Here is a 20,642-nt window from a genome sequence, read left to right as displayed (position 1 = left end):
ATGAAGAAACGAATGATCATCATGCTGGCCGCCGTCGCCCTAGTGTTCGGGGCGCTGTACGGCTTCCAGCTCTTCAAGGCGAGCATGATCAAGCAGGCGCTGGCCTCACTGCGCGACCCGCCACAGACCGTCGCCACCACGGTAGCTGCCCTCTCGCCCTGGCAGTCCACCGTCAAGGCGGTGGGCAGCGTGCGCGCAGAGGCGGGCGCAGATCTGGCGCTTGAGAGCTCCGGCACGGTCGCGAAGATCAATTTCAAGTCCGGTGACGAGGTGCGCGAGGGACAGGTGCTGCTCCAACTGCGCGACGAGCAGGAGGTGGCCAATCTCGCCGCCCTGAAGGCGACTGCGGATGTCAGCGCCATCATCCTCAATCGCGATCAGGAGCAGTTGAAGATCCACGCGGTGAGCCAGGCGACCATCGACAGCGACACAGCGAACCTCAAGAAGGCGCTGGCCCAAGTGGCCGAGCAGCAGGCGGTGGTGGACAAGAAGACCCTAAAGGCGCCCTTCTCCGGCCGCCTCGGCATTCGCTCCGTCGATCTCGGCCAGTATGTGAGCGCGGGCACGACCGTGGTGACGCTCCAGTCCCTCAACCCCATCTTCATCGACTTCTACCTGCCGCAGCAGGCCCTCGCTGAGGTGAAGGCCGGGCAGACGGTGAAGGCCACCGTGGACACCTATCCCGGCCAGGCATTCGAGGGCACGGTGACGGCCATCAGCCCCAAGGTGGACGTCACCTCGCGCAACGTGCAACTGCGCGCCGAGTTCAGGAACGACGACCACCGCCTCACCCCCGGCATGTTCGCCACTGTCGAGGTCGCTGTGGGAACACCGGACGCGTTCGTCACCGTGCCGCAGACGGCCATCATGGCCAATCCCTACGGTGACATCGTCTTCGTCGTGGAGAAGAAGGAGGGGTCGGCCACGGGCCTCGCCGCGCGTCAGGTATTCGTGAAGACGGGCGCGACGCGTGGCGACCAGATCGCCATCCTCTCGGGCATCAAGGCGGGCGACCAGATCGTCGCCGCCGGGCAGATGAAGCTGCACAACGGGTCCCTGGTCAGCGTGAACAATGCGGTGCTGCCGGCCAACGACCCCGCTCCCTCCATCGTCGATCGCTGAACGGAGGCGCCCGTGTCATCCTTCACCGACATCTTCATCCGCCGGCCGGTGCTGGCGATCGTGGTCAGCCTGATGATCCTGGTGCTGGGCCTGCGCGCCATGAGCTCCATGCCCATCCTGCAATATCCGCGCACGCAGAATGCCATCGTGACCGTCTCGACCACCTATCCCGGCGCCGATCCGGACGTGGTGGCGGGCTTCATCACGACGCCGCTGGAAAATGCCATCGCCCAGGCGAACGGCATCGACTACATGACCTCCACCAGCACCACCGGCACCAGTACCATCACCGCCAACCTGCGGCTCAACTACGACACCGGCAAGGCGCTCACCGAGATCAACACCAAGGTCAACTCGGTGCTCAACCAGTTGCCCTCCGGCACTCAGCAGCCGGTGCTGACGGTGAAGGTGGGGCAGACCATCGATGCCATGTATATCGGGTTCCGCAGCGACGCCATCGCCGGCAACCAGATCACCGATTACCTGATCCGCGTGGTGCAACCGAAGCTGCAGGCGGTGCAGGGGGTGCAGACGGCGGAACTGCTTGGCAGCAAGACTTTCGCCATGCGCGCCTGGCTCGATCCCATCCGTCTTGCGGCCTATGGCGTGACCGCCTCGGAGGTCTCCACCGCACTCACCCGCAACGACTACATTGCGAGCCTCGGCAACACCAAGGGCCAGATGGTGCAGGTGAACCTGACCGCCTCCACCAGCCTGCACAATGTGGAGGAGTTCAGGAACCTCATCGTCAAGGAGGCGAACGGCGCCATCGTGCGTCTGAAGGACGTGGCCAACGTCACCCTCGGCGCCGACGACTATGAGTCCGCCACCATGTTCGACGGGCGGGAGTCTGTCTATATCGGCATCCAGATCGCTCCCACCGCCAATCTGCTCGATGTCATCAAGGGCGTGCGCGCGGTGCTGCCGGACATCGAGAGCCAGCTACCCACTGGGCTTTCCATGGGTGTGATCTACGATTCCTCTGCCTTCGTGAATTCCTCCATCGAGGAGGTGATCCACACGCTGGTGGAGGCGCTCGCCATCGTGACCCTGGTGGTGTTCGCCTTCCTCGGCTCCTGGCGCTCGGTGCTCATTCCCGTCATCGCGATCCCACTGTCGCTGATCGGCACCTTCCTGATGATGCTGGCCTTCGGCTTCAGCATCAATCTGCTCACGCTGCTCGCCCTCGTGCTTGCCATCGGCCTCGTGGTGGACGACGCCATCATCGTGGTGGAGAGCGTCAACCACCACATGGAAGAGGGGATGAGCGCGCTTCAGGCCGCCTTCGCCTCGGCCCGGCAGCTCGCCAATCCGATCATCGCCATGACCGTGGTGCTGATCGCGGTCTATGTGCCCATCGGCTTCCAGGGCGGGCTCACGGGTGCGCTGTTCACTGAATTCGCCTTCACGCTGGTGGGGGCGGTGACGATCTCAGCCGTGGTGGCGCTGACGCTGACGCCGATGATGTCCGCCTACATGCTGAAGCCGGTGGACCATGCGGGCGGGGATCTGGAATCCCGCATGGTGCTGGCAGTGGACCGGGTGATGGGCGCTGTCACCGCCGCCTATTCTCGCTCGCTCAGGGGCGCGCTCAACTACATGCCCGTCACCGCCGTGTTCGCCGGCCTCGTGCTGTGCAGCGTCTACTGGCTATACGGTACGGCGCAGAGCGAGCTGGCCCCTGAAGAAGACCAGGGCATCATCCTCGCCCAGAGCATTTCCGCCCCCAATGCGACACTGCAGCAGAAGTTGCTCTACAATCGGCAGACCTACGAGACCTTCGCCAAGCACCCTGAGACCGAGACGGTATTCCAGGTGGAGAGCACCGGCACCAGTATCGCCGGCTGGGTGCTGAAGCCCTGGGACGAACGCAAGGCGACCACCAAGACCCTCCAGCCGATGATCCAGCAGGAACTGAACGCCATCGCCGGCCAGAAGATCGTTGCGTTCCAGACCTCGCCTCTACCCGGCTCCAATGGCTTGCCCATGCAGATCGTGATCGGCACCTCGGATGGGTTCGACAAGCTCAACGAGGTGGCCGCGAAGTTCATGCAGGAGGCGCTGGACACCGGCCTGTTCATCTTCCTCAACAACGATCTCAAGATCGACCAGCCGCAGGCCTCCATCGTCATCGACCGGGAGAAGACCTCGCTCCTCGGCCTCTCCATGAGCGACGTGGGCGGCGCCCTCTCCTCGCTGCTGGGCGGCGGCTATGTGAACTATTTCAGTCTGGACGGGCGGTCCTACAAGGTCATCCCGCAGGTGAAACAGGAGGCCCGGCTCAATACGGACCAGGTGCTCGACTATTACATGCGCATGAGCGACGGGACCATGATTCCGCTGTCGACAGTGGCACGCATCGAGACCAAGACCGTGCCGGAATCCCTCAACCACTTCCAGCAGGTGAACGCGGCTACGATTGCCGGCGTAGTTGCACCCGGGATTACCACGGGTGATGCCATCACGGCGCTGAAGGATCTCGCCAAGCGCACCCTGCCCACGGGCTATACGCTCGATTTCGGCGGTGCCTCGCGACAATATGTGCAGGAGAGCGGCGGGTTCGTTACGACGTTCGCGTTTGCGCTGATCGTGATCTTCCTGTCGCTGGCCGCCCTGTTCAACAGCTTTCGGGACCCGGTGGTGATCCTACTGTCGGTGCCCATGTCGCTCGCCGGCGCGCTGCTGTTCATCAGCGTCGGCATCGGCGGAGCGAGCATCAACATCTATACCCAGGTAGGGCTCACCACTCTCATGGGGCTCATCAGCAAGCACGGCATTCTGATGCTGGAGGTGGCGAACGAGTTGCAACTCGAGGGCAAATCCAAGCGCGAGGCCATCATCGAGGCCGCCACACTCCGCCTGCGGCCGATCCTGATGACGACGGCGGCTATGGTGCTCGGCGTCGTACCGCTGATCTTCGCGTCCGGCGCGGGCGCCGCCTCGCGCTTCAACCTTGGCCTCGTCATCGCCACCGGCCTCGCCATCGGAACGCTGTTCACCCTCTATGTGGTGCCCACCGCCTATGTGTTGATGGGTCAGACCCACCGCCGCGAGGAAGCTGAAGGTGCGGCGGTTCCGGTGCTGTGAGCCCCGTCTCTCATCCAGCTGAGGCGGAGTCCTCGGGTGAGTTTGGCGCTGATGCGCGGGGTAAGCAACGGTCGATCGGCGGAGCTGGTCGGGATTGCGCAGCCGATCGTCCTGAACCGCCCCGAGTTTTCTAGACGCCTTCGGGGGTCGCTTTGTGCTGCCGTTCGAACTCGATGGGTGGCGGCCTTCGCCCGGGACTGGAAGGCCGCCCGACTGCGCGAGCAGCAGACTAGCGGCCGCGGCACCTTCGTGCCGCTGGCCTTTGTGCCAGGCGAGGCCTTCCAGTTCGACTGGTCGGAGGACTGGCCGCGCAGGCCTTGCCTGCGATCTCGATCAGATCCTTTACCGCGACGGGAACGCATCCAGGTGCCCGCGCGGGGCATTGGCGGCATAGCGGTCGGCGGCGGCCCGAGCCGCCGCCCGCGCCTCGTCTACAAACACCTCGGTGAAGGCATGGATGACGGGATCAAGCGTGGCGATGCGGGCGAGGTGGGCCTCGGTGACCGCCACCGGCGAGAACCGCCCGCCGCGGTAGCCGTCGGCCAAGGCGGTGGCGACGAGGAAGCACAGGCCGTCGGACATCATCGCTCGCTTCGAGATGGTGCCAGGGATGCGAGCAACTCCGGCGCCAGGGTAATGGGCAGCCCGTGGGGCGTCGCCTTCGCCGCGGCCCGCCAGGCGTCGCGCAGCATGTCGATGAGGCCGCGGCCTGCGGCGGCCTTGGTGATGAGGAGGCCCTCGAGCGTGTCGAGCCACACGTCGTAGGTGGCCTCGCCGCACGGTGAGGCCTTGGTGCGTGCCACCAGCGCCTCGGTCCATTCCGGCCAGGTGAAGAGGCCGGACCGGCTGAGGGAGACGGCGAGCGCGAACACGCGCGCTTCCCAAGGCTCCTCGAAAATGGGCCCTTCGGTCGGCACTCTGGCGGGGAAGAGGGGATCAGGCGAGGGGTTCAAGATAGCTCTCCCAAGCTTCGATGGTGACGGAAAGAGTGGGGTCGGCGTCCGCGCCCCACAGCTCGCGCCCCGCAAAGCGGACCGTGTAGAGCCATTGCGGCTGAGGCCCGAGGCCCTGTGCATTGGCATCGGCGAACACGAAGAAGCCGCGCACGGCTTCGATCACCCCGGTCTTGCCGCGCGCGTACCGGGGCAGGCGAGTGTGGTGGGAGGGGTTCATCTCGCGGGCGCGGACCGGTGCGCCAACGGCAAAGGCGACAGGGCGGTCCGGCTCGCGGGTGTATTGTGAGCCGGCCGCGAGCGCAGGCGCCACCTTGTCGGCGGTCAAGACGTTGGGCACCGGCCGGCCCGGCTCCATGGCGACGCCGCTTTCCACCTCAGCTGCGGTGACGAGCCCCTCCTGGATGAGGCGGGAGACGAGGCCCTTAAACCAGATTTCGTAATAAGAGGAGGTGAGGTATTCGGGCGGCGGCAGGTTCTCCCGGCCGGCGCGCATGGCGTCGATGTTCCACACTCCCATGGCCATGCAGGCGAGGGTGTTGGCGAGCACGCGGCGCTCCCACCGGGCATGGAATGGGGCGTGCGCGGGGTCGGGAGTGACCGGGCCGAAGCCCTCCATGCCGCCGAGATCGTGGGCGCCGTTCATGCCGCCGCTCCCGGCAGGGTGACGAGGCCGGTGCCGATCATGGAATCTCGGGTGACGATGGCCGCGAGCGCGTCATGGTCCCAGCCCTCGGTGCCGGCCGGCCGTTGTGGGATGACGAGGTAGCGCACCTCGGCGGTTGAATCCCACACCCGGATCTCCCTTTCGGCCGGCAGGCTCACGCCGAAATCCGCCAGCACGCCGCGCGGGTCGATGACCACACGGGAGCGGTAGGCGGCGCTTTTGTACCAGGCGGGCGGCAGGCCCAGCACCGGCCAGGGGTAGCAGGAGCACAAGGTGCACACGACCATGTTGTGCACGCTGTCGGTGTTCTCTAGCGCCACCATGGTCTCGCCCTGCCGGCCGCCATAGCCGAGGGAGGCGATGGCGGCCGAGGCGTCGCGGCGCAGGTCGGTCATGAAGTCAGGATCGAGCCAGGCGGTGGCCACTACTCGGGCCCCGTTGTGCGGGCCGATGCGGGTCTCGTAGCTCTCGATGATGAGATCGAGGGCCGCCGGGTCCACATAGCCCTTCTCCACCAGCAGCGTCTCCAGCGCCCGGACCCTCAGGTCCATCTCGGACAGCGAGGTGCTTTCGTGGTGGTCATGGTCATGGTGCTCATGGTCGTGCTCGTGACGGCCCGACATGCAGTTTCTCCCTGGCTATGGACGCCTCCGGCCCGCCTTGCGGCTTATGCGACGGTCCGAAATTCCGGCTCGGCCAACGCATTGTCCTCAATTCGGTTGATGAGGCCATAAACATCGCCCAGCACCCACAGATCGCGCACGAGAGGCCCCTCGAAAGTGAAGATGGGCGCGCCGTTCCACCACACATGCCGGCCACTGGCCGCGTGGCCGAACATGGACTGGCGATGGATGCCGTGAAAGCGCAGCTTGGCGGAGACCTTCGCGCCTTCCTCGATCATCACGAAGATGTCCGACGTATAATTGTCGAGGCACGCGGTGACCCAGCGTACATAATCCGCGAACTGCGCATGGCCGACGACCGTAGGACCCAGAGAACCGCGGAAGGTGAAGTCGGGGTGGAAGATTTCGGGAATCAGGCTCACGTCCGCATGGTCCCACATATCCTTGTAGAACTTGCGCACGATCTCCTTCTGGGGGCTGAGGGCATAGCCCTCGAAAGTCATCGGCACCTCATCGTCCATGGTCGGGTTCATTTCTTCCTCTTGGGTTGAAGGGAGGCGCAAGGGCGGGACGCTCAGCGGCTCGGCGCGGTGGTGGCGGCATCATGGGCCGGGTGGTCGGGCGCGCGGGCGTGGGCCGGCTGGTCTTCCAGGCTGCGCAGGGTGCCGATCACCCCGCGCCCGAAGAACAGCGAGACGATGATGAGCACCAGGCCCACCAGGATCGGCACGTAGATGAAGTAGAGCGAGATTACTTCGGTGATGGGATAGATCAGCAACACGCCCACCAGCGGTCCGAATGCGGTCCCAAGGCCGCCGATGGCCGAATAGAGGATGGCGTTGATAGAGAGGCCGACCTCCAGGCTCGACGTGCTTACATGCTGCATCATCAGCGCGTAGAAGACCCCACCGAGGCCGGCGATGGCCGCGCTCGCCGCGAACATGATGAGCCGCCAGGCCCGCGCGTCGAAGCCGAGCTGGCGCGCACGCGTCTCGTTCTGCGCCACCGCGCGCACCAGCATCCAGGTTTCCGTGCGCTGGAGCAGGAGCCGCCCCACCGTCAGGGCGACCAGGGGAATGGCCGCCAGGTAATAGAGCGCCATGGTCGGCCCCATGCCGATCTCGATCCCCAGAAAGCCGATGGTGCGGGCATGGACGATGAGGCCGTCCTCGCCGCCGGTCACGCCGGTCATGGAATTGGCCGCCAGCAGGACGATGGAGGACAGGATGACGGTGGCGATGGTGGGGTTGTGGTTTTCCATCCGCACCAGCACGGCCCCGCTCACCAGCCCAGCGAGGCCGGCCGCCGCCGTGGCGACGAAGAGGGTCACGGGCAGCGACCAGGGCGCCGCGGAGACCAGCGGCACCGCCAGATAGGCCCCGAGCCCGAAGAACAGCGCATGCATGAAGCTGAGGATGCGCGCATAGCTGTAGGACAGGTCGAAGCCGATGGCGAGATAGGCCATCACCACCATCTGAAAGAAGAAGAACCGCCAGTAGTCACCGGCCAGGAGCGGTGCCAGGAGCAGCAGCGCAACGGCGGCCGCCTGGAGGGTGTTGACGAGGGTGGAGATCGCGTTGTGGCGCATGGTCAGCGTCTCCCGAAGATGCCGTTGGGCTTGAAGTAGATGACGCAGAGCAGCGTCGAGAAGGCTGCGACCTCGGACCAGGTGGGGCTGAGCACGGTGCTGTAGAGACCGCGGATCAGCCCCAGCGCGATGGCCACCACCACCGCTCCCCACAGATTGCCCATGCCACCGATGACCACGACGATGAAGCAGGCGGCGATGACCGATAGGCCCATCTGGAAATGGGCGCCGCTGATGGGGGTGGCAAGGGCCCCCGCCAAGCCCGCCGTGAGCCCAGCGAGGGCGGCGGTGATGGCATTGACCTTCAGGATCGGGATGCCGGTGACGGCCGCGAGATCCCGGGCCTGGGGCACGGCGCGCATCCATAACCCATAGCGGGTGAAGTGCAGGAACAGGGCGACAGCGACGAGGGTCAACAGCGCGATGCCCGCCGCGACCAGACGGTAGACCGGATAGTAGACACCGGCGAATTCCAGCACGTCGAAGATGGGCGGCATGACGCTCTGCGGATCCGCGCCGGCGAGAGCGAGCACCGTATTGTCGAGGGTCAGGAACACGCCGGCCGTGGCCAGAAGGCTCACCGCCGGGTCGCGGTGCAGCACGCGCTCGAAGATGGCGGTGTTTAAGGCCAGGGTCAGCAGGCCCACGGCCACGGCGGCGATGGGCAGCACCAGCCAGAAATCGAGCCCGGCGCGGTTGATGAGAAGGGCGGCGCACATGGCCCCCGCCATGTAGAGCGAACCATGGGCCAGGTTGATGATGCCCATGAGGCCGTAAATGAGGCCGAGCCCGAGGGCTATGATGGAGAGGATCAGCCCCCATATCACCCCATTCAGGAGCTCGAAGAGAATCTGGTCGAAAGCCATTTGAGACAGCGTCCTTCGGCTGAGCCGCGGGAAAGGGGAAGATGAGGGCTCAGTGGGGCGCGTCGTTGACGCCCAGATAGCGCTCCAGAAGGCCGCCGGAGACGATCTCCTGCGGCGTGCCCTCGGCCACGAAGCGGCCCTTTTCCAGGATGTGGATGCGGGTGGAGATGGCGAAGGTGAGCTCCACGTTCTGCTCCACCAGAAGCACCGCCACCTGGCTCTCCGCGAGCCGGCGCACGATTTCGCCGATGCGGGTGACGATGGAGGGCATCAGGCCTTCGGTGGGCTCGTCGAGCATCAGCACCCGGCAGCGCACGGTGAGATTGCGGGCGATGGCGACGAGCTGCTGTTGGCCACCGCTGAGCCGGCCCGCGGCACGGCGCCAGTGGGGCTTCAGCTCCGGGATCACCTCCAGCACCTCCTCCAGCGGCAGGGGATCCCGCACCGTGGCGGCGGCGGCGCGGCAATTCTCTTCCACCGTCAGCTCCGGAAACACCCGCATGTCCTGGGACATGAGGGCGAGGCCGGCGCGTGCCCGGGCATCCGCGGCGAGACCCGCCAGGGGGGCGCCGAACAGCTTAAGCTCGCCCTCCACCTTGGCCTGGAGGCCCATGATGGCGCGCAGGAGCGTGGTCTTGCCTGCACCGTTGCGGCCGATAACGCCCACCACCCCGCCAGGCTCCAGTGCCAGGTCCACGCCCTGGAGGATATGGGCCTTGCCGTAGAAGGCATTGAGACGGCGAAGCTCAAGCGCGGCCAAGATAGGCCTCCCTCACGAAGGGGTTCTGCATGATGTCCTGCGGCGCGCCGTCGGCGAGCACGGCGCCGTCGGCGAGCACGCAGATGCGGTCTGCGGTGCCCATCACCACCGCCATGTCGTGCTCGATGAGGACGATGGTGACCTTGCCGCGCAGGCGCGTGTTGACGAGGCCGATGAAGGCGCGGGTCTCCGCCGGGCTCATGCCGGCGCTCGGCTCGTCCAGCAGCAAAAGGCGCGGCCAGGCCGCCAGGGCGACCGCCACTTCCAGCAGCCGCTGGTCGCCATGGGACAGGACATCGGCTTTCACCGCTTCCGCCCATTGAAGGCCCACCGATTGAAGGAGGCCCGAAGCGCTCGTCGCCTCGGCCTCGGCACGGGTCACGGCATCGAGCCGCGCGAGGCGGTGGCGGCGCGTGCCTGCCAGCGCCACCTCCACGTTTTCCTGCGCGGTGAGGTCGCCGAACAGGTTGGTCATCTGGAAGGTGCGCGCCAGCCCGCGCCGGGCGCGGTGATGGACCTCCAGGTCGGTCACGTCCTCGCCGGCGAAGGTGATGGCGCCACCGGAGGGGCGGTGCACCCCGGTGATGACATTCACCAGGGTGGTCTTGCCGGCGCCGTTGGGGCCGATGATGGCGTGCACCGTGTTGGTGCCTACCTTGAGATCGACCCCCTTCAGCACGCTGTGCGCGCCGAAGGACTTGGTCAGTTCGCGGATCTCCAGGAGCGTGGGCGGAAGCGCGGGCGAGGTGCCACCCGGGCTCTGGCTGGTGGTGGCGGATGCGCTCATGACCTCAGCCAGCGGCAAGGTTCATCTTGGTGGGATAGAGGCCGGCGTCGGCCGGCAGCACGCGGCGGGTGCGGATGCGCCCCTGTTCGATCTGCAGCAGGTCGATTTCCGGAAACGCCTGGTGGTCCTGCGGGCGCAGGTAGAGCGGACCCTGCGGGAACAGATCCCCTTCGGCGTGCCTGGGGTGGGTTTCGATGAACTTGATGAGGGCGGAGGTGTCGTCACGTCCTTTCCAGTTCGCCCCTTCCACCGCCAGTTTCAGCACCGAGAGGCTTTCCCAGACCGGCCAGGTCTCGCCCATGGCCACATTGCGGCCGGTGCCCACCTCACGGCCGTTGGCATTGATGCCGAGGCGTTCGCGGAAGGCCTTGAGAGAGGGCGTGTCCTTGTCGGCCAGTTCCCACGGCAGGGTGTCGATGCCCCAAACGCCTTCCACATACTTGCCGTTGCTGAGAGGATCGAAGGCGCCAAAGACGAAGTCGGCTGTGACAATGGGCTTGCGGGTGAAGCCGAGCTGCGGCAACGCCACGAACGCTTTTGGCAGATCGGTGCCGATCAGCGCCACGAAGATGCCCTCCGCCGAGCGGTCGAGCTTGGAGATGTAGGAGATGGGGTCGTTGCTGTTCAGCGGCAGGGCGATGGACTGCACAACCTCGCCGCCAGCCGCGGCCATGGCCTCGCTCCACGCGGCGTTGTGGGACTGGCCCCAGACATAGTCTGCATAAAGCACCGCCCACTTCTTCCCGACCATGCCTGTCATGGCCTTGGCGGCGGCGAGGTCGGTCTGGCGGGTGTTCACGATCAGCCGGAAGACGAAGGGATTGCCCGAGCCCTCGGTGACGCCGTCGCTGCGGCTCATGGACATGTAGGGGATGCCTTCGTCCCGCACGATTGTGGTGCTGGCGAGGGCGATGCCGCCTTGCTGCGAGCCGATGATGAAGTCCACCTTCTGATCCTGTATCAGCTGGCGCAGGCGGGCGATGCCGACATCCACCTTGGTCTCGGTGTCGATGCCGATGATCTCGATGGGCCGGCCACCGAAGCCGCCATTGGCGTTGAACCAATCGGCCGCCACGTTGATGGTCTTGCGGTGCCAGTAGCCCGAGCTGGCGAGGCCACCCGTCACATCGCATTGATGCCCGATGCGAATGGGTGCACCCGCTGCCGCCTGTACGCGCCGGGGCGCGGCAAACAGGCCGGCGGTGGCGGCGGCGGCGGTGCCAAGCAAAACGGATCTGCGGCTGGGATGCCAGGGGGTCATCGACAGGGTCTCCAGTGATGCAGCCCACTATATTCGGCATATCTGAGTCTTAAAGACAAAATCATTGGCATCATCCGTCTAAATATTCACAAAAAGCTTTGTCGTGTATAGTATAGATAAGTAAAAATGAGCGGACGACTGGGTCGTCCGCTCTCATGGGGCGGTGTTGTAGATGAGCGCCCCCGGCGGCGACGGGCGCGCGCCGAGGCAGCATCCTCACTTCCGGTCCGGTCCGCGTGGAGTGGGCCAGGAGTCCGTTCGGTTGAGTAAAGATATGTCGTGCAAATATGCTGTTCTATGGATAATTATGCATTCTAATCGGGCGTTTTTGCCGTTTTTTGGGGTGCCCCATGGCGACCGGCTTGAAGCGGTTCGACTGGACCGATCTGCAGACGTTCCTGGAAGTGGCGCGCGGCCGGGGCACAGCGCCGGCCGCGCGCTCGCTCAGGGTCGACGCCACCACCATCCGCCGCCGCATCGCCGCGCTGGAAGCCTCCATCGGGGTCCGGCTGCTGGTGCGCAACGGCCGCACGCTCCAGCTCACTTTGGATGGCGAGCGCATCTTCGCCATCGCGCAGCGGATGGAAGAGCACGGGGATGACATTGCCCGCGACGCCACCGATGCCGCGCGTGACCTGAGTGGCGTGGTGCGGGTGTCCACCATGGAGGGCTTCGGCAGCAGCTATCTGGCCGGTCGCCTCAGCGAGTTCGTGCGGCAGCATCCAAATCTGACGGTGCAGCTGGTCAATGCTCAGCACATCCTGAATTTGTCGGAGCGGGAAGCCGACATCTCGATCAACATGATCAATCCCCAGCGCGGCCGGCTGATGGTGCGGCGGGTGGGGCAGTTCGGTGTCGGCCTTTATGGCGCGCCCTCCTATCTGGAACAGGCCGGGACGCCGCAGACCATCGGGGACCTTACGGCCCACACCTTCATCACCTATGTGGACGAGCTCATCGCCGTTCCTCATGTGCGCTGGCTGCCAGATGTGATCGAGGCGCCGCGCACCCGCTTCGCCTCCACCAGCCTGATTGCCCAGCAGGCGGCGGCCCAGGAGGGCGCGGGCCTCGTCATGCTGCCCCATTTCATGGGCGAGATGGATCGGCTGCTCGTCCGTCTCCTACCGGAGGAAATCAATCTGTCCCGCGACTGGTGGCTGGTGGTTCACCAGGATCTGCAGTCGGTGCCGCGGATCCGGGCGCTCATCGACTTCATCGTCGATGTCATGCGGCGGGATCACAAGATCCTGCAGGTTTGAATCAAGCCGCGGCGTGCCGATCGTGCCCAAGGCTCATCGCTGACGGCTGGCGACGTCCGTGTCCGGATCGACGACAGGCCATTTCGGGGGAGTTGGTGATGCGCCACGACGACAGAGGCAGTCCGTCGAGCGATACAGCATAGTCAAGAGAGCCTGAGGGCTCTGGCCAAGCGCTACGGGATCAACCAGAAAACAGTCGCCAAATGGAAGAGGCGGACCTCCTGCGCGGATCTTCCGACCGGTCCGAAGGACGCCAAGTCGACGGTCCTGTCCCAAGAGGAGGAGACGATCGTCGTCGCCTTCCGCAGGCACACCCTGTTGCCGCTCGACGACTGCCTCTACGCCCTGCAGGCGACGATCCCCCACCTGACCCGCTCGTCGCTTCACCGATGCCTGCAACGCCATGGCATCTCAAAGCTTCCCGATGTGGCGGGCGACAAGCCGGCGAAGAGGAAGTTCAAGGCCTACCCGATCGGCTTCTTCCACATTGACATCGCCGAGGTACAGACGGCGGAAGGCAAATTGTATCTGTATGTCGGCATCGACCGCACCTCTAAGTTCGCCTTTGCCCAACTCGTTGACAAGGCCACCACGGCGACAGCACGCGCTTTTCTCGATGCGCTGGTGGCCGCCGTTCCCTACAGGATCGAGATCGTTCTGACCGACAACGGCATCCAGTTCGCCGACCTGCCGAAGAACCGTTCCGGTCCGACCGCCATGTGGCGCGGGCATCCCTTTGATCGCGCCTGTCAGGCTCATGGCATCGAACACCGGCTGACAAAGCCAAAGCATCCCTGGACCAACGGGCAGGTCGAGCGGATGAACCGTACGATCAAGGAGGCGACCGTCAAACGCTTCCACTACGACGACCACGAACAGCTTCGAGCCCATCTCCAAAGCTTCGTTGCCGCCTACAACTTTGCCCGCCGCCTCAAGACCCTGAAAGGGATCTCGCCCTACGAATTCATCTGCAAACGATGGACAATCGAACCCGACAGATTCATCATCAATCCAATCCATCAAATGCCGGGACTAAACAACTAGCGGCACAGGCCCATGGGCCGCAATCACCGGGGAGGGGGGCGGGCTTGCGGAGATGATGGCGTGGCGGACCAACTACCTCATTGGTGGGCCGCCCCCTGATGATGGCCCAGATAGGCGCTCACCAGCTTCTCGTCGGCCATGAAACGGGGCCAGTCGCCTTCGCCGATCTCGTGGGCGACCCGTCCGGTCGCCATCACATAGGCCCGGCTGGTTGCGCTCGATGCGATGGCGATGTTCTGCTCCACCAGAATGATGCTCATGCCGTCGGCGCGTAGCCGGCCGAGAACATCCAGGATGTCCTTGACCACCTTCGGGGCAAGGCCGGTGGAGGGCTCGTCCATCAACATGATGTCCGGCTGGAGGAGAAGTGCGCGGCCGATGGCGACCTGCTGTTGCTGGCCTCCGCTGAGCAGGTCGCATCGCACATTCAACTTTTCGCCCACCGCAGGGAAGAGATCGACGATCCGCTCCAGGGTGAACACGCGCCGGCGCCCGCGCCCTGCCCGTTCGGCCAGGGCCAGGTTTTCCCGCACCGTGAGCTCACCGAACAGGTTCCGGTTCTCAAGCACCACGGCGAGACCGAACCCGCTGCGCAGATGCGGCGGGATGCGTGTAATGTCCTTGCCGCCCAGGCGGATCTCGCCGTCCCGCGTGGGCAGGAGACCCGCCAGCGTGCGCACCAGCGTTGTCTTGCCGGCACCGTTGGCACCCACCAGACCGACCACTTCCCCCTTGCCGATGCTGAGATCGATCCCCTTGAGGATCGTCAGCGCGCCGTAGCCGGCGCAGAGGCCCTTCACGCTCAGCATCTCACACCCCCAGATAGGCCTCGCGCACGGCCGCATCCTCCTGGACCTCCGCCATTGTGCCGGAGGCGATGATCCGCCCGAAGTTGAGCACGTGGATGGCTTGCGCCACCCCCATCAACTCCATGTCGTGCGAGACGAGCAGGATGGCGATGCCCTCCTCGGCAAGAAGCTTCAGCTTCGTGATGAGGACCTCGATCTCGGTGGTGGTGAGGCCAGAGGACGGCTCGTCCAGCATCAGGAGCCGGGGCCGGCCCTGAGAGGCCCGCGCGAGCTCCAGCAGGCGCCGCTGGCCGGCCGTCAGCAGGGGCGAAGGGCGATTGAAGACGGCTCCAAGATCGAAACGCTGCGCAGTCTCGTAAGCCCGCGCCCGCATGTCCGCCATTTCGCGCCGCACCGAGGGAAGGCCGGCAAGGCCGGCGAAGAAGCCCGAACGGCCGGACTTGAAGGCACCCACCATCACATTCTCAGCGACGGTCAGGCGCTCGAATATCTTCGGCGTCTGGAAGGTGCGCACCAGGCCGTCGAGGCTCCGCCGGCGCACGCTCTCGGCACGGATGTCCCGGCCGTCGAACAGCACCGCGCCCGAGGTGGGCGTGAGAAAGCCGGAGATGATGTTGAACAAGGTCGTCTTGCCGGAGCCGTTGGGGCCCATCAGTCCGGTAATGCCCACGGCCGGAGCCGCGAAGCTCACGTCGTGGAGCACCTGGAAGCCGCCGAAGCGGTGGGCGATGGCCTTCAGCTCCAGCAGCGGAGCATCTGGCGCGCTGGGGGCTTTGCGGGGCGCAAGGTTCATGGCGTGGTCTCCGCGCGGGCGGCGCCAGACCTGCGCCTCACCAGCCCGGTCAGGCTGCGGCCGAGGCCCCACAGGCCGTCCGGGAAGAACACCACGGACGCGACGAGTGCGAGCCCGAAGAGGACGCGGTGGATGTCGCCGAGCGCGCTGAGGAATTCCGGCACGAGGCCGATGAACAGGGCGCCGACGATGGCACCGGCCGGAACTGAGGCGCCGCCGATGACCGGGACGAGCAGGAACATGATCGATTTGTCCACGCCGAAGCTGTCCACGTTCACGAACCCCACATAATGGGCAAACAGGCTGCCCGACAGCGCGCCAAGCCCGCTCGACAGCATGAAGATCCAGAGCTTCAGCCGGGCATTGTCGATGGCCATCACCATGGCCGCATCCGGGTCGTCGCGCATGGCCTGCAGGGCAAGGCCGATGCGGCTGCCCATCAGATTGTGCATGGCAAGGATGATCGCGAAGGCGATGGGCCAGACCAGGTAATAGAACTTTTCCGGGGTGTCGAAGACGAAGCCGCCGATCGCCAGCTTCGGCACGCCAGGCACACCGAGCGTGCCGCCGGTGATGAAGTCCGCCTCGAAATAGATGTTGGTGCAGATGATTCCGAGGGCGAGGGTCGCCAGTGCCAGGAAGTAACCCGACAGCCGCAGGATCGGCCGGCCGATGAGCGCGGCGATAGCCATCGAAAGCACGATGCCGATGGCGATCCCCGCCGGCGCGGGCCAGCCCAGCCGCGCCGCGCAATAGGCGCTGGCGTAGCCGCCGATGCCGTAGAATGCAGCCTGACCGAGATTGACGATCCCGCCCTGCCCGAGGAGGAAGCCGACGCCGGCGCCGGCGATGGCATAGAGCCCGCAGAACACCAGGAGGTCCACGGCGTGGCGCTCCAGGACCAGCGGCAGGATGAGGTACAGGCCGGCTGCGAGTGCGAGGGCGGACAAGGCGGCCGCCGACGGGCGGGCGGTCTGCACCTGTTGCGCAGGCAGCGCGGCGGCAATGCCGGGCGGGACCGGGGAGGTCTTGTTCTGCACCATGGCTCAGCCTCCCTTGCGGCCGGCGCGGCCGAGGATTCCATCCGGAACGAAGATCATGATGACGATGAGCAAGGTGAGGGCGACCGCATCCTTCATCCCGGATGAGACGAAGACGATGGACATCGCCTCGAGGATGCCGATGACGAGCCCCCCCACCAGCGCCCCGAGCGGATTGGAAAGGCCGCCGAGGATGGCCGCCGCAAATCCCTTCAGCGTGAGCAGCGGCCCCATCTGGTAGCCGACTCCGATGAGCGGGGCGACGAGGAGGCCCGCCAGCGCCGCCAGCAGGCCGCCCAGCGCGAAGGTGGCGGTGCGCATGGCGCGGACATTGATCCCGGTGGTGGCGGCGCCATCGGGGTCGATGGAGGCCGCCATCATGGAGAGCCCCAGGTGGGTGTGCCGGTAGAACAGGCGCAGCGCCAGGATCAGCGCCGCGGAGATGGCGATCACCCAGAGGGCATGTTCACGGATGATGGCGCCGAAGACCTCGTACACCTCGTCTCCCAGCGGAGGCAAAAGGTGCTCCTCCCGTCCGAACAGATAGAGCACCCCGGCCGAGAAGGTGAAGCCGAGGCCCACCGTGAGCAGGAGGAAGGATTCCTCCCGCGCCCGCCGCGCGAACAGGGCGCGGATCGGGCCGAGCTCGACGAGGATGGCGATGGCCATCCCCGTGAGCGCGCCGGCCACGACGGCCAGCCAGAGCGGAAGGCCCCATATGTCAGCCGCAAACACGGCCGTGGCTGCGCCGACCACGGCGAGTTCGCCCTGCATGGCGTTGATGACGTGGCTACCCTTGAAGATGACGGCAATGCCGAGCCCCACGAGGGCGTAGACGAAGCCGTTGGTGACGCCGGCGAGCAGCGCCTGGGTGATGAGCATCAAGGCCAAGGGATTTCCCCCACTTTGGGTTCAGGAGCCGGCCTTGAAAGGCAGGCGGACAAACTGGCCTTTGTCGAGCTTCGAGAAGACGTAACTTTTGAGCGTGAGCCCGGTCATGTCCTCCTGGGAGAAATCGAACCGGGCCATGGCGCCATCGAAGGGCCTGCGGATCGCCTCGCACAGGGCGCCAGGCTGGGCCTCCGGCCCGACCTTGGCGAGCCCGGCCGCCACCGCGTTGAAGGCATCCCAGGCGCTTGCCTCCATGGTCTTCGGCAGCACCCCGTATTCCTTGCGGAAGGCATCCACGAACGCGGTCTGGCCGGGCAGAGGATCCTCGGCAACGAGAAATTCGGCGAAGACGATGTTGTCCGCCGCATCGCCCATGGCCTTCACATACTCATAGGTGGCGGTGCCGAGAGCCGAGAGGAGCGGCGCGTTGAGGCGGATCTGGCGGGCATTGCGGAAGGGCGTCGCCGAATTGCCGATGACGGCGACGGCATCGGGAGCCGCGGCCTTCACCTTGGCGGCTTGGGTCGTGGCGTCGGTGGCGCCCACTTCCCACTTTTCCACCGCCACGATCTCCACCGGATAATCGGGGCTCACCTCCCGGATCTTCGTCATCACGATGTTGCCGTAGGCGGAATCATGCAGCACGCCGAGCTTCTTCGCGCCCAGCGCCTTGGTGGCGACCTCGAGCAGCGCGCGGGCGTTGAGGTCCTGCGACGGCAGCATGTGGAACACGCAGCGCCGGGTCTTCTCCATGGGAACGCCAAGGCCGGTGAAGGCCATGACGGGGACCTTGGCCGGGTCGGCGACACCGCCCACGGCGAGGGTGGAGGCTGTCAGCGTCGGGCCGATGATGGCCTGCACTTTCTGCGAGAAGATCAGGTTGTTCGCTTTGGTGACCGCGACGTCCGGGCTCGATCCATCATCCTCCAGGATGAGTTGGACGGGGCGGCCGTCGATGCCGCCCTTCTCGTTCACAAGCTTCACAGCCAGCTGCAGCCCGTTGCGCTGCGGGATGCCGGCTCCTGCACCGGGTCCGGTGGTCGACAGGATGGCGCCGATGCGGATGGGTTCCGCCGCCTCGACGACGGCGGCCGTTCCTGCAAGAGCGAGGACGAGCGCGGGCAAGGCCAGGAGCGCCCGGCGCGACACGGATTGCTTCATGTTCTTCCTCCCAGATTTTATGATTGTTCGACACTTCAGAAACCGACGCGGTCACCTCCCTTGAGGGCGAGCATCGACCGCGCGTCGCTTGGCGTCGCGATCTCGTGGCCGAGCTCTTCCAGGATCTTGCGGACTTTCCTCACTTGCTCGGCATTGTTCGCAGCGAGCTGTCCGCGGCCGATGAAAAGGCTGTCCTCCAGCCCCGCGCGCACATTTCCTCCCAGCATCGCCGCTTGAGTTGCGACCGGAATCTGGTGCCGCCCGGCGGCGAGCACCGACCAGACATAGTCCGCACCGAACAGACGGTCTGCGGTGCGCTTCATGAACAGCACGTTGTCCATTTCGGGACCGATGCCGCCCAGGATGCCGAATATCGTCTGGACGAAGAACGGGGGTTTGACGAGCCCCCGGTCCACAAAGTGGGCGAGGTTGTAGAGGTGGCCGACGTCGTAGCATTCGTGCTCGAAGCGTGTGCCGTGCTCCTCGCCGAGGAGCTTCAGAATCCGCTCGATGTCACGGAAGGTGTTGCGGAAAATGAAGTCGTCGGTGCTTCGAAGGTAGGGCTCCTCCCAATCGAACCGCCAGTCCTTGTAGCGATCGGCCAGCGGGTGGATGCCGAAATTCATGGAGCCCATATTGAGCGAGCACATTTCCGGGCGCGCCGCCAGCGGGGCGGCGAGGCGGTCCTCGACGCTCATGTTCAGGCTCCCGCCGGTCGTGATGTTCAGCACCGCATCGGTCGCCTGCTTGATGACCGGCAGGAACTGCATGAAGACCTTCGGGTCCGGCGTCGGGCGGCCGTCTTTCGGATCTCGGGCGTGCAGGTGCAGGATGGCCGCGCCGGCCTCCGCGGCGGCGATGGACTGGGCCGCGATGTCCTCGGGCGTGAACGGCAGGGCGGGCGACATGGTGGGGGTATGAATCCCCCCGGTGATGGCGCAGGTGATGATGACCTTGTTGACCCGTTTCACGCTTCTTCTCCTTGGCCGGGGACTCCTTGGCCGGCCTTGCGCACTGCGTCCTTCAGATGGTGCACGAGCGCAGCGCGCAGCTGATTGGCATCCCCCGCCTCCCAGCGGCGAAAACCTTCTCCGGACTTCATGCCGAGCCGGCCTCGCGCGACGAGATCGCGCAGATAGGCCGAGGGCGCGGGATCGCGATTGAGCGCGGGCAGGATCGTCTCATGGATGGCGAGGGTCAGGTCGGTGCCTACGAGGTCCGCATTCTCCAGCGGCCCGAGGACTGCGAGGCGCAGCCCGAAGCTGGCCTTGACCACCGCGTCCACCGTCGCGGCATCGCAGACGCCCTCTTCCACGAGGGAGATGGCCTCCCGCCACAGCGCGTGCTGCAGCCGGTTCCCGACGAAGCCCGCCACGTCCCGACGCACATGGACCGGCGTCTTTCCCGCTGCGGCGAGGATGTCCATGGTGCGCGCGACGATGTCCGGCGCCGTGCGCTCCGTCCCGATCACCTCGACCAGCGGGACCAAATAGGGCGGGTTCCACCAATGGGTGCCGAGCGCCCGTTCCGGCCGGGCGAGGCCGGCCATGATGCTGCCGATGGGGATGACGGAGGTGTTGGTGGCGAGAATGGCATCGGCCGGGACGCCGGCCTCGATTTCGGTGAACAGGGCGCGCTTGGCGTCGAGGTTCTCGGTCGCCGCTTCGATGACGAGGTCAGCGCCGGCAACGGCATCCGCGAGCTTCTGGCAAGGCAGAACCCGCTGCGCGGCGGCAGGGTCCTGCCCCAGTGCGGAGAGATTGGCACCGATGCGCGAGCGCAGGGACGCCAGCGCCTCTGGCATCGGGTCGAACACCCGGACCTCGTACCCCCGCGCCGCGAACACCTGAGCGATGCCATGGCCCATGAGGCCGGCGCCGACAATGGCTGTGATTGGCTGTGTGGTCATGCCCTTCTCCTCCTGCATCTGC

21 protein-coding genes are annotated in these 20,642 nt (G+C 65.7%); 4 read left to right on the top strand and 17 right to left on the bottom strand.

Features of this window, described 5'->3' with window-relative positions:
* Nucleotides 1-1,122 carry an efflux RND transporter periplasmic adaptor subunit gene (locus XAN126_RS0106400; RefSeq protein WP_024277770.1) on the top strand — a complete coding sequence of 374 codons (1,122 nt, stop codon included), beginning with the start codon at nucleotides 1-3 and terminating at the stop codon, nucleotides 1,120-1,122.
* 12 nt (nucleotides 1,123-1,134) lie between these two features.
* Complete coding sequence (locus XAN126_RS0106395) at nucleotides 1,135-4,209, top strand: efflux RND transporter permease subunit (protein ID WP_024277769.1); 3,075 nt, start codon at nucleotides 1,135-1,137, stop codon at nucleotides 4,207-4,209.
* Between the two features lie 342 nt (nucleotides 4,210-4,551).
* Here the strand turns inward: XAN126_RS0106395 and XAN126_RS28620 are convergent, their stop codons facing one another.
* The 10 genes from XAN126_RS28620 to XAN126_RS0106345 are packed head-to-tail and all read right to left on the bottom strand — an operon-like array spanning nucleotide 4,552 to nucleotide 11,714.
* Nucleotides 4,552-4,794 carry an amidase family protein gene (locus XAN126_RS28620; protein ID WP_197024136.1) on the bottom strand — a complete coding sequence of 81 codons (243 nt, stop codon included), beginning with the start codon at nucleotides 4,792-4,794 and terminating at the stop codon, nucleotides 4,552-4,554.
* The gene (locus XAN126_RS0106385; RefSeq protein WP_024277767.1) at nucleotides 4,791-5,126 is read right to left on the bottom strand and encodes a nitrile hydratase accessory protein; all 336 of its coding nucleotides are present in this window, start codon (nucleotides 5,124-5,126) and stop codon (nucleotides 4,791-4,793) included. The genes XAN126_RS28620 and XAN126_RS0106385 overlap by 4 nt, the downstream gene beginning before the upstream one ends.
* A 19-nt stretch (nucleotides 5,127-5,145) precedes the next feature.
* Nucleotides 5,146-5,808, bottom strand: coding sequence for a nitrile hydratase subunit beta (gene nthB / locus XAN126_RS0106380; RefSeq protein WP_024277766.1), 663 nt, complete (start codon nucleotides 5,806-5,808; stop codon nucleotides 5,146-5,148).
* Nucleotides 5,805-6,452, bottom strand: a complete 648-nt coding sequence (gene nthA, locus XAN126_RS0106375) for a nitrile hydratase subunit alpha (protein WP_024277765.1) — start codon at nucleotides 6,450-6,452, stop codon at nucleotides 5,805-5,807. Before nthA ends, nthB begins: the two co-directional genes overlap by 4 nt.
* A gap of 44 nt (nucleotides 6,453-6,496) precedes the next feature.
* Nucleotides 6,497-6,985 (bottom strand): ester cyclase, encoded by a 489-nt coding sequence (locus XAN126_RS0106370; RefSeq protein WP_024277764.1) that lies wholly within the window; start codon nucleotides 6,983-6,985, stop codon nucleotides 6,497-6,499.
* A 41-nt stretch (nucleotides 6,986-7,026) separates the two neighbouring features.
* On the bottom strand, nucleotides 7,027-8,040 hold the full coding sequence (locus XAN126_RS0106365) for a branched-chain amino acid ABC transporter permease (RefSeq protein WP_024277763.1): 1,014 nt from the start codon (nucleotides 8,038-8,040) through the stop codon (nucleotides 7,027-7,029).
* Between the two features lie 2 nt (nucleotides 8,041-8,042).
* Nucleotides 8,043-8,906, bottom strand: coding sequence for a branched-chain amino acid ABC transporter permease (locus tag XAN126_RS0106360; RefSeq protein ID WP_024277762.1), 864 nt, complete (start codon nucleotides 8,904-8,906; stop codon nucleotides 8,043-8,045).
* A 49-nt stretch (nucleotides 8,907-8,955) separates the two neighbouring features.
* On the bottom strand, nucleotides 8,956-9,666 hold the full coding sequence (locus XAN126_RS0106355; RefSeq protein WP_024277761.1) for an ABC transporter ATP-binding protein: 711 nt from the start codon (nucleotides 9,664-9,666) through the stop codon (nucleotides 8,956-8,958).
* On the bottom strand, nucleotides 9,653-10,453 hold the full coding sequence (locus tag XAN126_RS0106350) for an ABC transporter ATP-binding protein (protein WP_081762805.1): 801 nt from the start codon (nucleotides 10,451-10,453) through the stop codon (nucleotides 9,653-9,655). Before XAN126_RS0106350 ends, XAN126_RS0106355 begins: the two co-directional genes overlap by 14 nt.
* A 4-nt stretch (nucleotides 10,454-10,457) precedes the next feature.
* On the bottom strand, nucleotides 10,458-11,714 hold the full coding sequence (locus XAN126_RS0106345) for an ABC transporter substrate-binding protein (RefSeq protein ID WP_081762541.1): 1,257 nt from the start codon (nucleotides 11,712-11,714) through the stop codon (nucleotides 10,458-10,460).
* 350 nt (nucleotides 11,715-12,064) lie between these two features.
* Here XAN126_RS0106345 and XAN126_RS0106340 point away from each other — a divergent pair, with 350 nt between their 5' ends.
* On the top strand, nucleotides 12,065-12,973 hold the full coding sequence (locus XAN126_RS0106340; protein WP_029876796.1) for a LysR family transcriptional regulator: 909 nt from the start codon (nucleotides 12,065-12,067) through the stop codon (nucleotides 12,971-12,973).
* A 153-nt stretch (nucleotides 12,974-13,126) separates the two neighbouring features.
* Nucleotides 13,127-14,017, top strand: a complete 891-nt coding sequence (locus XAN126_RS26045) for an IS481 family transposase (protein ID WP_245272357.1) — start codon at nucleotides 13,127-13,129, stop codon at nucleotides 14,015-14,017.
* Between the two features lie 77 nt (nucleotides 14,018-14,094).
* Here the strand turns inward: XAN126_RS26045 and XAN126_RS0106330 are convergent, their stop codons facing one another.
* From XAN126_RS0106330 to XAN126_RS0106300, 7 genes are read right to left on the bottom strand one after another with little or no spacing between them, the layout of a single operon-like run.
* Nucleotides 14,095-14,826 (bottom strand): ABC transporter ATP-binding protein, encoded by a 732-nt coding sequence (locus tag XAN126_RS0106330; protein WP_024277756.1) that lies wholly within the window; start codon nucleotides 14,824-14,826, stop codon nucleotides 14,095-14,097.
* 1 nt (nucleotide 14,827) lies between these two features.
* Nucleotides 14,828-15,619, bottom strand: coding sequence for an ABC transporter ATP-binding protein (locus XAN126_RS0106325; protein WP_051460557.1), 792 nt, complete (start codon nucleotides 15,617-15,619; stop codon nucleotides 14,828-14,830).
* Nucleotides 15,616-16,662 (bottom strand): branched-chain amino acid ABC transporter permease, encoded by a 1,047-nt coding sequence (locus XAN126_RS0106320; RefSeq protein WP_024277754.1) that lies wholly within the window; start codon nucleotides 16,660-16,662, stop codon nucleotides 15,616-15,618. The genes XAN126_RS0106325 and XAN126_RS0106320 overlap by 4 nt, the downstream gene beginning before the upstream one ends.
* A gap of 3 nt (nucleotides 16,663-16,665) precedes the next feature.
* A complete protein-coding gene (locus XAN126_RS0106315) occupies nucleotides 16,666-17,541 on the bottom strand; it encodes a branched-chain amino acid ABC transporter permease (RefSeq protein ID WP_245272356.1) in 876 nt (291 codons plus the stop codon).
* Nucleotides 17,542-17,571: 30 nt separating this feature from the next.
* Nucleotides 17,572-18,711, bottom strand: coding sequence for an ABC transporter substrate-binding protein (locus tag XAN126_RS0106310; protein ID WP_024277752.1), 1,140 nt, complete (start codon nucleotides 18,709-18,711; stop codon nucleotides 17,572-17,574).
* A 35-nt stretch (nucleotides 18,712-18,746) separates the two neighbouring features.
* Nucleotides 18,747-19,682, bottom strand: coding sequence for a 3-keto-5-aminohexanoate cleavage protein (locus XAN126_RS0106305; RefSeq protein ID WP_024277751.1), 936 nt, complete (start codon nucleotides 19,680-19,682; stop codon nucleotides 18,747-18,749).
* Entirely contained in the window at nucleotides 19,679-20,620 is a 942-nt protein-coding gene (locus XAN126_RS0106300; protein WP_024277750.1) for a 3-hydroxyacyl-CoA dehydrogenase family protein, read from the bottom strand. Before XAN126_RS0106300 ends, XAN126_RS0106305 begins: the two co-directional genes overlap by 4 nt.
* Nucleotides 20,621-20,642 lie beyond the last annotated feature (22 nt).

Origin of the sequence: Xanthobacter sp. 126 (assembly GCF_000526175.1) — a bacterium.
Taxonomy (GTDB): Bacteria; Pseudomonadota; Alphaproteobacteria; order Rhizobiales; family Xanthobacteraceae; genus Xanthobacter; species Xanthobacter aminoxidans.
The sequence above is the reverse complement of the archived record's forward strand: the minus strand, read 5'-3'. Positions and strand labels throughout refer to the sequence as shown.

Excerpts from the sequence above, each read along its gene's own strand:
- XAN126_RS0106360 (WP_024277762.1), bottom strand. The coding sequence starts at position 8,906 with ATGGCTTTCGACCAGATTCTCTTCGAGCTCCTGAATGGGGTGATATGG.
- XAN126_RS0106310 (WP_024277752.1), bottom strand. The coding sequence starts at position 18,711 with ATGAAGCAATCCGTGTCGCGCCGGGCGCTCCTGGCCTTGCCCGCGCTC.
- XAN126_RS28620 (WP_197024136.1), bottom strand. The coding sequence starts at position 4,794 with ATGATGTCCGACGGCCTGTGCTTCCTCGTCGCCACCGCCTTGGCCGAC.
- XAN126_RS0106350 (WP_081762805.1), bottom strand. The coding sequence starts at position 10,453 with ATGAGCGCATCCGCCACCACCAGCCAGAGCCCGGGTGGCACCTCGCCC.
- XAN126_RS0106340 (WP_029876796.1), top strand. The coding sequence starts at position 12,065 with ATGGCGACCGGCTTGAAGCGGTTCGACTGGACCGATCTGCAGACGTTC.
- nthB (WP_024277766.1), bottom strand. The coding sequence starts at position 5,808 with ATGAACGGCGCCCACGATCTCGGCGGCATGGAGGGCTTCGGCCCGGTC.
- XAN126_RS0106400 (WP_024277770.1), top strand. The coding sequence starts at position 1 with ATGAAGAAACGAATGATCATCATGCTGGCCGCCGTCGCCCTAGTGTTC.
- nthA (WP_024277765.1), bottom strand. The coding sequence starts at position 6,452 with ATGTCGGGCCGTCACGAGCACGACCATGAGCACCATGACCATGACCAC.
- XAN126_RS0106315 (WP_245272356.1), bottom strand. The coding sequence starts at position 17,541 with ATGCTCATCACCCAGGCGCTGCTCGCCGGCGTCACCAACGGCTTCGTC.
- XAN126_RS0106300 (WP_024277750.1), bottom strand. The coding sequence starts at position 20,620 with ATGACCACACAGCCAATCACAGCCATTGTCGGCGCCGGCCTCATGGGC.
- XAN126_RS0106345 (WP_081762541.1), bottom strand. The coding sequence starts at position 11,714 with ATGACCCCCTGGCATCCCAGCCGCAGATCCGTTTTGCTTGGCACCGCC.
- XAN126_RS0106330 (WP_024277756.1), bottom strand. The coding sequence starts at position 14,826 with ATGCTGAGCGTGAAGGGCCTCTGCGCCGGCTACGGCGCGCTGACGATC.
- XAN126_RS0106365 (WP_024277763.1), bottom strand. The coding sequence starts at position 8,040 with ATGCGCCACAACGCGATCTCCACCCTCGTCAACACCCTCCAGGCGGCC.
- XAN126_RS0106325 (WP_051460557.1), bottom strand. The coding sequence starts at position 15,619 with ATGAACCTTGCGCCCCGCAAAGCCCCCAGCGCGCCAGATGCTCCGCTG.
- XAN126_RS0106320 (WP_024277754.1), bottom strand. The coding sequence starts at position 16,662 with ATGGTGCAGAACAAGACCTCCCCGGTCCCGCCCGGCATTGCCGCCGCG.
- XAN126_RS0106370 (WP_024277764.1), bottom strand. The coding sequence starts at position 6,985 with ATGAACCCGACCATGGACGATGAGGTGCCGATGACTTTCGAGGGCTAT.